The organism is Sporosarcina sp. GTC18466 (assembly GCF_055389225.1).
This window is the reverse complement of record NZ_AP044037.1, coordinates 1,145,895-1,159,045: the sequence shown is the minus strand read 5'-3', so window position 1 is coordinate 1,159,045 and position 13,151 is coordinate 1,145,895. Positions and strand designations below refer to the sequence as shown.

At 45.7% G+C, this 13,151-nt stretch carries 14 protein-coding genes; all 14 read left to right on the top strand.

The features are described 5' to 3' along the window. Window positions 1-206: 206 nt before the first annotated feature. The 14 genes from ACZ5FK_RS05765 to ACZ5FK_RS05700 all read left to right on the top strand — a co-directional run bounded on the left by ACZ5FK_RS05765 (window position 207) and on the right by ACZ5FK_RS05700 (window position 13,146). Entirely contained in the window at window positions 207-1,592 is a 1,386-nt protein-coding gene (locus ACZ5FK_RS05765; RefSeq protein WP_464806952.1) for an ATP-dependent helicase ComFA, read from the top strand. Continuing rightward, a complete protein-coding gene (locus tag ACZ5FK_RS05760) occupies window positions 1,589-2,188 on the top strand; it encodes a ComF family protein (protein ID WP_464806951.1) in 600 nt (199 codons plus the stop codon). The genes ACZ5FK_RS05765 and ACZ5FK_RS05760 overlap by 4 nt, the downstream gene beginning before the upstream one ends. Before the next feature lie 25 nt (window positions 2,189-2,213). Next, on the top strand, window positions 2,214-2,633 hold the full coding sequence (locus ACZ5FK_RS05755) for a TIGR03826 family flagellar region protein (protein WP_464806950.1): 420 nt from the start codon (window positions 2,214-2,216) through the stop codon (window positions 2,631-2,633). Window positions 2,634-2,888: 255 nt separating this feature from the next. Continuing rightward, window positions 2,889-3,155: a flagellar biosynthesis anti-sigma factor FlgM gene (gene flgM, locus ACZ5FK_RS05750; RefSeq protein WP_464806949.1), complete on the top strand. Its 267-nt coding sequence runs from the start codon at window positions 2,889-2,891 to the stop codon at window positions 3,153-3,155. A gap of 24 nt (window positions 3,156-3,179) precedes the next feature. Next, window positions 3,180-3,674 (top strand): flagellar protein FlgN, encoded by a 495-nt coding sequence (locus tag ACZ5FK_RS05745; protein WP_464806948.1) that lies wholly within the window; start codon window positions 3,180-3,182, stop codon window positions 3,672-3,674. A 15-nt stretch (window positions 3,675-3,689) separates the two neighbouring features. After that, the gene (gene flgK, locus ACZ5FK_RS05740) at window positions 3,690-5,243 is read left to right on the top strand and encodes a flagellar hook-associated protein FlgK (RefSeq protein ID WP_464806947.1); all 1,554 of its coding nucleotides are present in this window, start codon (window positions 3,690-3,692) and stop codon (window positions 5,241-5,243) included. Between the two features lie 15 nt (window positions 5,244-5,258). Next, window positions 5,259-6,188 carry a flagellar hook-associated protein FlgL gene (flgL, locus tag ACZ5FK_RS05735; RefSeq protein WP_464806946.1) on the top strand — a complete coding sequence of 310 codons (930 nt, stop codon included), beginning with the start codon at window positions 5,259-5,261 and terminating at the stop codon, window positions 6,186-6,188. A 75-nt stretch (window positions 6,189-6,263) separates the two neighbouring features. Next, the gene (locus ACZ5FK_RS05730; protein WP_464806945.1) at window positions 6,264-6,818 is read left to right on the top strand and encodes a DUF6470 family protein; all 555 of its coding nucleotides are present in this window, start codon (window positions 6,264-6,266) and stop codon (window positions 6,816-6,818) included. Between the two features lie 146 nt (window positions 6,819-6,964). Then, complete coding sequence (fliW, locus tag ACZ5FK_RS05725; protein ID WP_464806944.1) at window positions 6,965-7,396, top strand: flagellar assembly protein FliW; 432 nt, start codon at window positions 6,965-6,967, stop codon at window positions 7,394-7,396. 1 nt (window position 7,397) lies between these two features. After that, entirely contained in the window at window positions 7,398-7,619 is a 222-nt protein-coding gene (gene csrA, locus ACZ5FK_RS05720) for a carbon storage regulator CsrA (protein WP_464806943.1), read from the top strand. Window positions 7,620-7,862: 243 nt separating this feature from the next. Beyond that, window positions 7,863-9,020 carry a flagellin N-terminal helical domain-containing protein gene (locus ACZ5FK_RS05715; protein ID WP_464806942.1) on the top strand — a complete coding sequence of 386 codons (1,158 nt, stop codon included), beginning with the start codon at window positions 7,863-7,865 and terminating at the stop codon, window positions 9,018-9,020. Window positions 9,021-9,091: 71 nt separating this feature from the next. Beyond that, complete coding sequence (locus tag ACZ5FK_RS05710) at window positions 9,092-10,900, top strand: motility associated factor glycosyltransferase family protein (protein ID WP_464806941.1); 1,809 nt, start codon at window positions 9,092-9,094, stop codon at window positions 10,898-10,900. Window positions 10,901-10,958: 58 nt separating this feature from the next. Then, on the top strand, window positions 10,959-11,921 hold the full coding sequence (gene pseB / locus ACZ5FK_RS05705) for a UDP-N-acetylglucosamine 4,6-dehydratase (inverting) (protein WP_464806940.1): 963 nt from the start codon (window positions 10,959-10,961) through the stop codon (window positions 11,919-11,921). A gap of 22 nt (window positions 11,922-11,943) precedes the next feature. Beyond that, on the top strand, window positions 11,944-13,146 hold the full coding sequence (locus ACZ5FK_RS05700; protein ID WP_464806939.1) for an ATP-grasp domain-containing protein: 1,203 nt from the start codon (window positions 11,944-11,946) through the stop codon (window positions 13,144-13,146). Window positions 13,147-13,151: the final 5 nt, after the last annotated feature.

Sequence of the window (13,151 nt, the reverse complement as noted above, 5' to 3'; positions counted from 1 at the left end):
GACGCGTTCCGCGGGCACGGCTTCAATCTCCTCGTCGCTTCGCTCCTGCGGGGCTTTCAGCTCGCGCTGTTCCCGCTGGAGTCGCCGCCCTCCACTCCAGCCAGCTGGAGAGTTCTAGGCTGCCAATCCACCACTGAGGGGTTAAAAGAAGAAAAGAAAAGAAAAGAAAAGAAAAGAAATGAAAAAAATAATAAGGGAGAGGGGTGATGCATGTGGGGAAGTCATTCGATCCTGCTGTCAGGGATTTTTTGGATGGCCGGGTTTGGCTGCGGGTGCACGCTCCTTTTTTGCGTGGGGAGATGGATCGGCATGTGGCGGAGGGGTTTGTGGAGGTGGTTCCGGGGGTGCGGGTCACGTCCGGTTTTTTGAGTGGGACGCGGTTTGTGTGTAATCGGTGTGAGAACCGGGATCCTGGGAAGTTTACGGAGTTTGATTGCGCGAAGTGCGGCGGGGCTTGTGTGTATTGCCGGAACTGCCTCAAGATGGGGCGGGTGTCGCGTTGTTCGGAGCTTGTTGTGTGGAGCGGTGAGCGGATTGATTTCCCAAGGGAACATAAGCTTACGTGGGAAGGTGTGCTGACGAAGCGGCAGCGGAAGGCGGCGGAGGAGCTGGCGGAGAGTACGCGGCTTTCTAGGCCGCATCTGGTGCATGCGGTGTGCGGGGCGGGGAAGACGGAGATTCTGTTTGAGCCGATTCATCGGCTGCTTTCTGAGGGGAAGCGGGTTTGTCTGGCGGCGCCGCGGGTGGACGTCATATTGGAACTGGAGCCGCGGCTGCGGGCGGCGTTTCCGGATACGGCGATTGAGGCGTTGTACGGCGGCGCGGAGCTGAAGGAGCATGCGGCGCAGCTTGTGCTGGCGACGACGCATCAGCTGTACCGGTTCAAGGAGGCGTTCGATGCGGTGTTTGTGGACGAGGCGGATGCGTTTCCGTATAAGGCGGACGAGACGCTGCGGAAGGCGGTGCAGAAAGCTGCGAAGCCGGGGGCGCCTGTCCATTTTGTGACAGCGACACCTTCGGATGGCCTGCTTGCGAATGTAAGAAAAAATGGCGCCGTTTCGACGATCGACGGACGTTACCACGGACACCCGCTGCCGGTTCCGCGTTTTGATCCTCTTTGGAATTATGCGAAGCAGATTGCGAAAGGGAAGCTGCCTCAGAAGCTGGCGGATTGGACGAAAGAGCGGCTCAATAAAAATGAGCCATTCCTCATCTTTTTCCACGAAATTGCCCTCATGGAGCAGGCGAAGCCTTTATTTCAGAAGCTCGACCGCCGGATCCGCTCGGTGCATGCCGCTCATCCCGACCGGAAAGAGCATGTCGTTGCGCTGCGCAAAGGGGAGCTGCCTGGGCTTCTGACGACGACGATCCTGGAGCGCGGCATCACGATTGCGAATGTCCAGGTGGCGGTCGTCGGGGCGGAGCAGCAGATCTTCGACAAAGGCGCGCTTATCCAGATCGGCGGGCGCGTCGGCAGGTCAGCGCAGCATCCGGGCGGCGATTTCGTCCTGTTCCATAACGGCATCACATACGCCATGGATGACGCGAAGCGGGAGATCCTGCAGCTGAATAAGGGAGGCGATTCTGGATGAACTGCCTCCTTTGCGAACAGCCGCTAGGCGCAAGGCCGTCGTGGCAGGCGCTCCTCGGCATCGAAAAATCGCGGACAATTTGTGAACCGTGTTCAAATTCCTTCGAGCGCGCCGACATAAAAGAGGAAGGCGGGATGCTCGATGCCGTCCATTCCCTCTATACATACAACGGGGCCATGCGGGAGTTCCTGCACCAGTACAAGTTCCTCCAGGACATCGCGCTTGCGGATGTGTTCAAGGAGGAACTGCGAATCGCGCTGAAAGGGAAGGAACGCGTTGTCCCGATTCCTATGCATCCTGAAAAGAGGATCGAGCGCACCTTTTCCCATGTGGATGAACTGCTGAAGCGGGCAGGGATCCCGTTCGTCCACCTGCTCGAGAAGACGGGGACGGATGTCATGGGGGAGAAGACGCGGGAGGAGCGGCTCGCGATGACGGATTTATTCACATTACAAGAAGGTGCGGCGGTTGATCCATTGGCGTATGTGCTCGTCGATGACATCTACACGACCGGCACGACGCTGAACCGCGCGGCGGCTGTCCTGAAAGCAGCGGGAGCCGTGCGCGTCGAAGCGGTCACCTTGATCCGCGCCTGACGACAACATGATAGGAGAGAACGAAATGGCTGAACTGCGAAATTGCCCGTCCTGCGGAGACTTTTTCAATTATACCGGCGTCCGTGAAGTGTGCGCAAAGTGCGCGAACAACGAAGAGAAGCTGTACGAGGAAGTGTACCGCTTCCTGCGCAAGCGCGAGAACCGCTCGGCGTCGATCGAGCGTATCGTCGAAGTGACAGGCGTCACCGAGACCCTGCTCCATAAATGGGTGCGCAAAGGACGACTGCAGCCTGCGCTGTTCCCGAATCTCGGGTATCCGTGTGATAATTGCGGGAAGCTGACGACAAAAGGGAAGCTGTGCGAGAGTTGCACAGATGACCTGCAGCGAGAACTGCGGACGTTCGAAGCCGCACAGGAATTCCGTGAATCGATTGCGGAAGCAGACCGCGGCACCTACCTCGCAGACCAGAAGAAGAACCGGTAATCCCTCTGCGGACTGCCGGTTTTTCGTTTCTTTGTATCACAACTGGTAAAGACCTCCCTCACGAGTCCTGGTATCTAGAACGACCGAACCGTTCCGGGAATTCATACAAAAGGCCCTAAACGTTCACCAATTTGAGCCGAAATAAAGTACAAGAGGCATATTGGGTGTGTTCCAATGCCGAGTGCTGCTGCACCTGGCATTCCGGCCACATATGCTACACTAACAGATACCGATAAAAGAGAGGAGCGAGACCAGATGAAAATCAACAACAACATGAACATCCAGCCGGTCAACCCGTACCGCAGCAACCAACTGAAAGCCGAACAGGCGAAAGAACAGGCCAACATGAAAATGGATAAACTCGAAATCTCATCAAAAGCAAAGCAGCTGTCCGAAATCACGCCGTTTGAAGCAGCCCGCAGCTCACGCGTCCAGGAACTCAAGGCGCAGATCCAATCAGGCGACTACCAAGTCAATCCTGAAACACTCGCCTCCGACCTGATTAACCACTTCAAAAAATAAAAATGATGAAAGCAGGTGGCCCGCATGTCCATCGACACGATTCTGTCCATTTTAGACAACCTCGAAAAACTGCATAAGAGCCTGCTTCGCATCGCGAATGACAAAACCGCCCTCATCAAAAGCGGCGACATCATCGGCATCGACCAGCTCTTGAAAGACGAACAGGCGCATTTAGCCGCCATCGTCCAGATGGATGCTGACCGCCAGAAAGCGGTTTCGGCCTACCTCGCGGGACAAGGACGTCCTGCCGGCAGCCCGACGATCACAAACCTGATCGACGCAGCTCCAGAAGCCGAAAAACAACACCTCACGGAGGCGAAGGACCGTCTCCTGCACGCGATTCATGAATTGAAATGGCAGAACGACCTGAACCAGAAGCTGACGTACCAATCCCTTCAATTCGTGAATCTGTCGCTGGACATGGCCCGCCCGCGCACCGACACGGCGACCTATACGAAAAACGAAATCACCGGCAGAAAAGAGACGAAGGACATTCCAACCTTCGACTCCCAGGCCTAAGGAGGAACACTCACCATGCGCTCGACATTCATGGGACTTGAAACGAACAAACGCGGACTGTATACGCAGCAGTCCGCTCTCTATACGACAGGACATAATATCAGCAACGCCAATACGCTCGGCTATTCGCGTCAGCGTGTCAACATGCAGGCGACTGCGGGGTATCCAGGCGTTGGATTGAATGCGGGCACAATGCCAGGATTCCTCGGGACAGGCGTCGAAGCCGGCTCCATCCAGCGTATCCGCGATTCTTTCGTCGACCAGCAGTACCGTCAGGAATCGAACAAACTCGGCTACTGGGAATCTAGATCGAAGGCGATCGAGCAGATGGAAGATGTCTTTGCAGAGCCGTCGAAGTATGGCCTGCAGCAGTCTTTGAGCGAGTTTTGGTCGTCGCTGCAAGTACTTGCAGGAAGTCCAGAGAATGGCGGAGCGCGTGCTGTCGCAGTCGAACGTGGTGTGGCGGTTGCTGACTCCTTTAACTACATCCATAAATCACTTACTGAAATACAAGATAATCTTGGCAAGGAAATTGGTGTTTCCACAAAGGAAATCAATTCGATCATGAACCAGATCGCGGACCTTAACCGTCAGATTGCGGATGTCGAGCCGAATGGCTATATGCCGAATGACTTGTATGATGCACGCGATGTTTTGCTGGATCAGCTGTCGGCTTATGTGCCGATTGAGGTCAGTTATGAAAAGACAGGCGGCAAATCGCTGGCGATTGCTGAGGGGACTGTGACGGTCAGCATTAAACAAGAAACAGGAAGTCCTATTACAATTATTAAAGGCAAGGACTACGCGGAGATGTCCATTGATGATGCGGTTGCTGGTGATCCGGCGGGGCCTGATAAGATGACAGGCTTTACGTTTACAGGAAAAGGCCAGGCGACTGGAGGTAAACTTGAAGTCTCCAACATGCAGCAGTCCGGCAAATTGAAATCCCTTGTGGCTTCATACGGCTATCCAGATGGAAATGACGTAAAGGGCTTATATCCTGATATGCTGCAGAAATTGAATGATATGGCGCAGGAATTTGCGAAGGCATTCAATGACCAGCATAAAAAAGGAACAGATCTGGAAGGGGTTCAAGGAACTGATTTCTTTATTACAAAGGATGGAAGTACCCAAATTAATGCAGGAAATATAAAAGTCGATAAAGCTTTTGAAGAGAACAATGGCTTATTGGCGGCGTCCAGTTCAGATGCAGGAATTGCGGAAGTTGGAAATGGTGAAAACGCAAAAGCGCTTGCCGGAATTCAATTCGATAAGATTAAGGATCCGAATAGTAAGCTTAATGGCTCAACCATCCAATCCTACTATGCAAGCATCATCGGTGAGCTAGGCGTCCAAGGCCAGCAATCCATCCGCGTGACGGAAAGCTCTGCCGTCCTGCTCGGTTCGGTCTCCAACCGACGCGACTCTATCAGCTCCGTCTCACTCGACGAAGAGATGACAAACATGATTCAGTTTCAGCAGGCATACAATGCATCCGCGCGCATGATTACCGTCGTCGACGAGACGCTCGACAAGATCATCAACGGCATGGGCGTTGTCGGAAGATAATAGGGGGAATTCGTAATGCGTGTTACACAATCAATGCTTTCCAATAATATGCTGCGTAACTTGTCCACAAGCTACAATAAGATGGGCAAGCTGCAGAATCAGCTCGATACAGGAAAACTCGTCAATCGTCCTTCCGATGATCCTGTGGTTGTCATGAAAAGTCTTGGCTATGGCATGACGGTCGATAAGGTGGCGCAATATCAGAACAATATGGGCGAAGTGAATAACTGGCTCGACAGCTCGGATGATGCGCTTGCGGGTGTTGGGGCGGTTCTAGACCGTGCGAAGTATATTGCGACCAATGCTGCAAATGCGGGTGCAATGACATCAGATGACCGGGATAAGATCAAAGTAGAGCTTGACCAATTGAGAGAACAACTGCAGGACCTGGCCAACACAAAGGTCGGGGACAAGTATATTTTCAGTGGAACAGCAACTGACAAACCTTTATACACTAAAGAGGGTGCCAATAAAGGATATCCAGGTTTAAGTACTGATGAAAATGCGAATATCGAGAAAACCGCTTTCGAGAAGAATGTTGAAATCGAGGTCTTTGATGGAGTGACACTCCGTGTAAATACGAATGCCGGCAAGGTCTTCAAAGAGATAGATGCAGTATTTGATAAACTTACACGTCGAGCAGAAAACAGTGACAAATATGATGATACGGTAGATTTCAGCAAGGAGCTTGAGACGATTGAAGGCCTTAAGGATGCAATCTTAACTCAACGAGCAGACATCGGTGCCCGCTCCAACCGTGCAGAACTTATGAGCAACCGTTTAGAAGTCCAAGAAGGCGCCGCGAAAAAGCAACGCTCTGAAAACGAAGATGCGGACTTAGAAAAAACAATTACTGAACTGATCACCCAGGAGTCCGTCCACCGTGCAGCCCTTTCAGTAGGCGCACGGATCATCCAGCCTTCCCTTGTAGACTTCTTGCGATAACGTACCATACTACCATGCCAGGCATCGTCACCTTGAAGGTGAGATGCCTGGCATCTGTGTAAGGAGAACAATGCCATGCAGATTCCACAACTTCAAATTCAGACAACCCGCGGCGTGCTCGGCCTGCAGATTGATAAGCCGGTACAGGAGATTGAGCAGCCGCGTGCTACCCAGCAGATTGAGCAGCCTGCAGCTATTCTTGAAATGTCCACAACAAATCCAGAACTCCAGCTCGACACGACTGAAAATCGGGCGGATCTCGACCTGAAAAGTCCCATCCGACGCGGCAATGAAAACGCGCAATATGGCGTTCAGCAAATCATGCAAGGCATCTCGCGCCGCGCAGCGGAAGGAGACCAGCTGATGCGGATTGAAGACGGCGGCAATGCCATCATGAGTCTTGCAAAACAGAATACCGAAAAGGATCCGGCTCCCCTCGGCATCCGCTTCGTCGGCGACCGCCTGAAAGTCCAGATGAACTTTACTCCTGGCTCGCTGAGCATAAACTCCATCCCGCAGAAGCCGGTCATCGATGCTCAGGTGAACAAACCGATCCATACATACACACAAGGGAAAGTGACGGGCGTGATGGAACAGCAGCCGTCCATCCAGATTGATTGGCTTGTCTAACCAGATGCCAGGCAAACTTCACTTACTTCTGTTGTGAGTGACGTGCCAGGCTTCTTTTATTTTGTCATCTAGTTTTGCGATACACAAAGAATATGAAAGAATGCTATCCTGTTAGTAATGAACATACCAGTCAAAGGAGCGATACTATGCTATTTCAAACCAAATTCCATGGGCCAGTTGAAATAACACCAGACCAGCTGTGGACTTTCCCGAAAGGCCTTCCCGGCTTCGAAGAAGAAAAACAATTTGTCCTCCTGCCGATCGATGGAAATGATGTCTTCCAAGTACTGCAATCGACAGCGACGCCGGCTGTCGCCTTTATCGTCGCAAACCCATATACATGGGCAACTGACTATACATTCGACATCGACGAGCCAACAGTTGACCTGCTCGGCATCCAATCGGAACAAGATGTCTTCGTACTTGGAGTCCTGTCGTTAAAACAGCCATTCGAAACATCGACGATCAACCTGCAAGCTCCGCTTATCTTCCAGGCGTCAAACCGCAAAGCGAAACAGATGATACTGAACGACAATCGCTTTGGCATCCGCCACACTATCGGCAAGGGAGGCAACTGACATGCTCGTTCTATCCCGAAAAACAAACGACACTATTCAAATTGGCGACGACATCCGGATCCGAATTCTAGAAGTAAAAGGGGACACAGTGAAAATTGGAATTGAGGCACCGAAGAACGTTGATATCTTAAGAGGGGAACTCATCCAGTCTATTACTGAAACTAACAACGAAGCTATCACACTGGACGCCAACTTATTCGCGCAGCTGACCACTAGGGAGTAAGCAACTGGGCCATTCAGGTGCAGACACCTCAGGTGCTAGGCTTCATGTCTTTATACGAATTATGCATCACCTGGCACCTTTTTCATTCCCACAAAAAAATCTTTGCTAAAACCACTAAACACTCCTGCCGCCCATCCGATATAAGAGATGTAAGCGGGAGAGCGAGACCGGCCGGCTCCCTCCCCGCCGACTAACACGGGTCACAAGGACGTGCACCCATACACACTCAAGGAGGAAATTACAATGAGAATTAATCACAACATCGCGGCTCTTAACACACACCGACAACTAGGCATCAACAACACTGGTGCTTCAAAAAACCTAGAAAAACTATCTTCTGGTCTTAAAATCAACCGTGCTGGAGACGATGCAGCAGGTCTAGCTATCTCCGAAAAAATGCGTGGTCAAATCCGTGGATTGGACATGGCTCAAAAGAACTCCCAAGATGGAATCTCTTTGATCCAAACAGCTGAAGGTGCTTTGAACGAAACACATTCCATCCTTCAACGTATGCGTGAACTCGCAGTTCAATCTTCGAACGATACAAACACTGGCGTAGACCGTGGCGAAATTCAAAAAGAGATCGATCAATTGACTGCTGAAATCGATCGAATTGGTAATACTACTGAGTTCAATACTCAGAAATTGCTTAATGGGGATCGTGTTGGTCTTTCGGCAGCAAAAGACGGTACAGCTACAATTCAAAATAATAGCCGCGGCGACGTTAAAATAGGAAATACATCCGTAGTTGCAGGATTAACATCTGGGGGAACTGTAACTATTACACGTGTTAATGATGCAACAGGGGTTGCTCAATTCACACTTTCTGATGCAGCAGATAGCGGAATAACTATGAATGCTCTAACATCAGCTGCGGCAAGCATCGATGTTGGAGGAACTACAGTAAATCTTTCTGGTCTTCAATCCATTGGTGTGGGAGAAAGTGTTACAATCACTATAAATGCTGCTGAAGCTGCTCAAACAGATGCATCTAAATCTGTCTCTTTACAAATTGGCGCTAACACAGGTCAAAACATCTTAGTAGGCATTAACGATATGCGTGCAGAAGCTCTTGGTGTGCGTGCTACAACTGGTGAGTCATTAGACGTATCCGATGCTGGCAAAGCCTCTACAGCTGTTACAGTCATTAATAACGCAATCGAAAAAGTATCTGCTGAGCGTTCTAAACTTGGTGCAACTCAAAACCGTTTAGAGCACACAATCAACAACCTTGGTGCAGCATCTGAGAACTTAACAGCCGCTGAATCACGTATTAGAGACGTTGATATGGCCGCTGAAATGATGGAGTTCACTAAGAACAATATTCTAACTCAAGCTGCTCAAGCAATGCTTGCTCAAGCAAATCAACAGCCTCAAGGAGTTTTACAATTACTCCGTTAATCCGGGTTAAAACCTCCTCAGCAATGAGGAGGTTTTTCATATCCAATACTTAAGTGAAGTGAGGAGAAATCATGAACCTCTTAGACAAAAATATTCAACAATTATCTCGAAAAAAGTCAAGAATTGATTTAGAATTTATACATACAGCCCCGGATTATGAGTTGCTACATTTTAATGGTGAGGAATCAGAATTCATTAAAAAGGATGGGGAGATTTACGAAATTAAATATGAAGTTGATCTAATGAATAAGCCTAATAAAACCATAAGGGAAATTTACTTTATTTTAGGTGTTAGTAATATTAATGAAATATATTCGCTCTTTGAATCAGCACATCCTAAAACGATTTTTTATATTGTTGAACCTCAGGCTGGATTTTTGAAATACACATTTAGTCAATTCGACTTTGAGCTATTAAGTAAATTTGATATTCGAATTTATTGTGATAGGTTAGATAACTTTCCTAATTTCCTTGAGGATATATTCAGAACAGAAGATACACTCTTAATAAGAAATATCAAAGTGTATGGGGATTACTTTTATCGAAACTTTGATTTAAATAAGCTTAGTGAATTTGTTGAGATTATTAAGACTAGTGTTAAACATAATTTATTTAAGTTCGGTAATTCAATAGAAGACTCACTTATTGGTTTAGCTAACAACACATATAATATGCGTTTTCTTGAAAGTTCATTAGATTTTACGAAGATGAAAGATTGTTTTAGAGGGAAGCCGGCAATTATTGTCTCAGCTGGACCATCATTAGAAAAAAATATTCAGCAAATAAAGGCTGGACAAACAACAGCAGTCATCTTAGCTGTAGATACTATTGCTGAAAGGTTGACAAAAGAAGGCATTATACCTCATTTTATATTTGCTATCGAAAGGATATATGAAGTATATGATTATTTCTTTAAAGGAAAAGAATACCCTTTAGAAACAACCCTAGTAGTACCGCCAGTAGTCCAGCCTAGAATACTTGAGGAATACAAAGGGAAAATCATTTTACCTTTCAGACAAAATGTGCATGAATATGAGTGGTTCAATCGTATTTATAATTTTTCGGAAGAGGTATTCATGCCTATGGGACTTTCCGTTGCCCATTTAGCGTTTGGATTTGCTCAACATTTAGGTTGCTCTCCTATCATTTTAACAGGTCAAGATTTAGCTGCGGGAGAAAAAGGAACGCATGTTGCAGGGACAATCTATGATCGAAAACCAGTTGAAAAAAATGAGGAGAGTTTAGAGGTTGAGGGATATTACGGTGGTAAAGTTAAAACCTCCCAAATTTGGTTGGAATTTAAAAACCTGTTTGAGTTGGAAATAAATAAATATAACTTACATGTAATTGATGCAACTGAGGGGGGGGCATATATACAACGCACCAAGAGAATGCCCTTAAAAGAAACTATTGATAGTTACTGTAATGTGCCGATTAATGTATACCAAACGCTTGAGAAAATAGAAAAATATAATATAGATTCTGAGGTAGTTGGAGAGAGATATAAAAAAGAGCTAGCCATTCTGGATGAAATTTGTACAGAAGCAAAAAGGATAGGAAGTATGTTAAAGTTAATAAAGATAAATAAAAGTGCATCTGTTTTAAAGTTGAAACAAGCCTTAGAAAAAATGAGTAAGACAGATTTACTTTTACAAACAGTAATGCGTCATCCCTTATACATGCACAACTTACAATCATATTTTGTTCTTACCTTTAATAAATTTAATGCAATTACAAATGAGCTTACATATCAAAATGTATCTCGGAATCTAGACATACAGTTAGATTTATGTGAGACAATAGAAACTGTAGGGGATTTGATGATTAAAACTATTGTATTAAATCAGAGCTTGATAAAGGAAGATTTATATACCGATTAATTCATTACTATTTATTAATTGGCAGTCTGTTTGAAATAAGTTTAAGGTGTGGATATTTATGATAAAAAATAAAACAATTTTAGTAACTGGTGGAACAGGTTCTTTCGGTAAAAAGTTCATCTCACGTATTCTTGCTGAAGACGTGAAAAAGGTAATTGTTTTTAGTCGGGATGAATTAAAACAATATGAAATGAAACAAGAATTCACAGACTCGCGGATTCGTTTCTTTATTGGGGACGTGCGTGATAAAGATCGGCTCTACCGTGCATTTGATGGCGTAGATATAGTAATTCATGCAGCAGCAATGAAACATGTCGATGCATGTGAATATAATCCTTTTGAAGCCGTAAAAACAAATATTCACGGGGCACAGAATGTAATTGAAGCAGCAATTGACAAAGGTGTGGAGAAAGTAATCGCCCTCAGTACTGACAAGGCAGCAAGCCCGGTTAATCTGTACGGTGCGACCAAACTAGCTTCAGACAAACTGTTTGTAGCCGCAAATGCATATGTCGGAGAAAAACACACAAAGTTCTCTGTCGTTCGTTATGGCAACGTCGTAGGGAGCCGGGGAAGTGTAGTGCCATTCTTTAAGAAGATTAGAGAGACAGGGAAGGTACCAATTACGGATCCACGCATGACACGCTTCTGGATTACGCTTGATCAGGGTGTACAGTTTGTAATAGATAATCTTCAAAGAATGCAGGGGGGAGAAATCTTTGTGCCTAAGATCCCGAGCATGAAGATCACAGATCTAGCTAAAGCAATTGCGCCAGATTGTGAAATGGAAATCGTGGGTATTCGGCCGGGGGAAAAATTGCATGAAGCGATGATTATGGAAGATGATGCTCGGCATACGGTTGAGTTTGAAACATATTATGTGATTCAGCCTGAATTTCCGTGGTGGTCTGACAGTATTAAAGCTGCAAAGAAACTTGACGATGGGTTTAGTTATAGAAGTGATTCTAATGGTGAATGGCTATCAATTGGTGAACTCAGAGATTTGGTGGATTTAATTTAAATAAGACTCGAGGGAAGTTTTTATGCATGTTCTTTCAGTGGGAGCAGGTCCTGAGCAAACTGCAATTATACAGTTTGCTAAAGACATTGGTTTATATGTAATAGCAATTGATGGACGTCAAGATGCTGAGGCGGCTCACATAGCAGATGAGTTTGTTTGTATTGATATCAAGGCAGAGAAAGAAGTTATTAAAGTAGCTAAAAGTTTTAATGTTAAATATGTTCTTCCGTCTCCTTTAGGCAGATATTTAACAACTGTAGGTGCTATTAATGACGCTTTGGTACTTCCGGGTCCATCTAAAAAAGATATTGAGAATTTTGTGATTAAAGATAAATTTATTGAATATTTACGTGATAATAATTTTTATACTCCTAGACAAGTAGTGGTGCCTTGGCATTGTCAAAATAGACTATTTAAAAAAATTGAAGAAATCGGGTATCCATGTATTGTGAAGCCTGTAGAAGGATCTGGAAGTCGCGGTGTATACGTTATAAAGGATTCCGCTGAAACAGCAAATGGTATTGAACAAATATTGCTTAGCTTAAAGAAAAATGAAGCAATAATAGTAGAAGAATTTGTAACAGGCAAGGAATTTGGTGTAGATGGCTTCTGCAAAAATTCTGAAGCTGTGATTGTTGCTATAAGAGAAAAAAGTATGACAGCTTTACCATATAGACAAGAAACAGGCTATGTGTATCCCCCAACATTATCTCTCAAAATGCAAGAAAAGATTTCAGAAGAAGTAATAAGGCTGTTTGAGTCTAAAGATTCCAATAACTATTATTTTCATGCAGATGTTATTGTTTGTGAAAATGAAGTTTTTATTGTAGAAGCTACAATGAGACCACCTGGTTTAAACATAACAAGTTTGATGTATAACCACATATTCGAGACGAATCCTTTGCATGATTTTATTCGTTCAAATACCTATGGAACTGAAATGCAAGTTGAATTTAATAGATTAAATAATAGTTACATTGGATTGTTTTTCTTTGATTTGCCTTTTGGTTCTGTTACTCATATCCCAGAATTCAGTGATTTTTATGATGAATCCGCTGAAGTAATTTATATAGAAAGTAAAATAACGAAAGATTTAATCTTACATCCTGTTAAAAATGGAATTGACCTAACCTCAAGAGGACATTTTATAATTAAAGCCGCAGAATGTAGCGATATGATTAAACTTAAAAATAAAATACTTAACTCATTTGATATTAGGAGATGAAATAA

Bases quoted from the DNA above. Each gene is read 5' to 3' on its own strand.
- ACZ5FK_RS05765 (WP_464806952.1), top strand. From the start codon at position 207: ATGCATGTGGGGAAGTCATTCGATCCTGCTGTCAGGGATTTTTTGGAT.
- ACZ5FK_RS05760 (WP_464806951.1), top strand. From the start codon at position 1,589: ATGAACTGCCTCCTTTGCGAACAGCCGCTAGGCGCAAGGCCGTCGTGG.
- ACZ5FK_RS05755 (WP_464806950.1), top strand. From the start codon at position 2,214: ATGGCTGAACTGCGAAATTGCCCGTCCTGCGGAGACTTTTTCAATTAT.
- flgM (WP_464806949.1), top strand. From the start codon at position 2,889: ATGAAAATCAACAACAACATGAACATCCAGCCGGTCAACCCGTACCGC.
- ACZ5FK_RS05745 (WP_464806948.1), top strand. From the start codon at position 3,180: ATGTCCATCGACACGATTCTGTCCATTTTAGACAACCTCGAAAAACTG.
- flgK (WP_464806947.1), top strand. From the start codon at position 3,690: ATGCGCTCGACATTCATGGGACTTGAAACGAACAAACGCGGACTGTAT.
- flgL (WP_464806946.1), top strand. From the start codon at position 5,259: ATGCGTGTTACACAATCAATGCTTTCCAATAATATGCTGCGTAACTTG.
- ACZ5FK_RS05730 (WP_464806945.1), top strand. From the start codon at position 6,264: ATGCAGATTCCACAACTTCAAATTCAGACAACCCGCGGCGTGCTCGGC.
- fliW (WP_464806944.1), top strand. From the start codon at position 6,965: ATGCTATTTCAAACCAAATTCCATGGGCCAGTTGAAATAACACCAGAC.
- csrA (WP_464806943.1), top strand. From the start codon at position 7,398: ATGCTCGTTCTATCCCGAAAAACAAACGACACTATTCAAATTGGCGAC.
- ACZ5FK_RS05715 (WP_464806942.1), top strand. From the start codon at position 7,863: ATGAGAATTAATCACAACATCGCGGCTCTTAACACACACCGACAACTA.
- ACZ5FK_RS05710 (WP_464806941.1), top strand. From the start codon at position 9,092: ATGAACCTCTTAGACAAAAATATTCAACAATTATCTCGAAAAAAGTCA.
- pseB (WP_464806940.1), top strand. From the start codon at position 10,959: ATGATAAAAAATAAAACAATTTTAGTAACTGGTGGAACAGGTTCTTTC.
- ACZ5FK_RS05700 (WP_464806939.1), top strand. From the start codon at position 11,944: ATGCATGTTCTTTCAGTGGGAGCAGGTCCTGAGCAAACTGCAATTATA.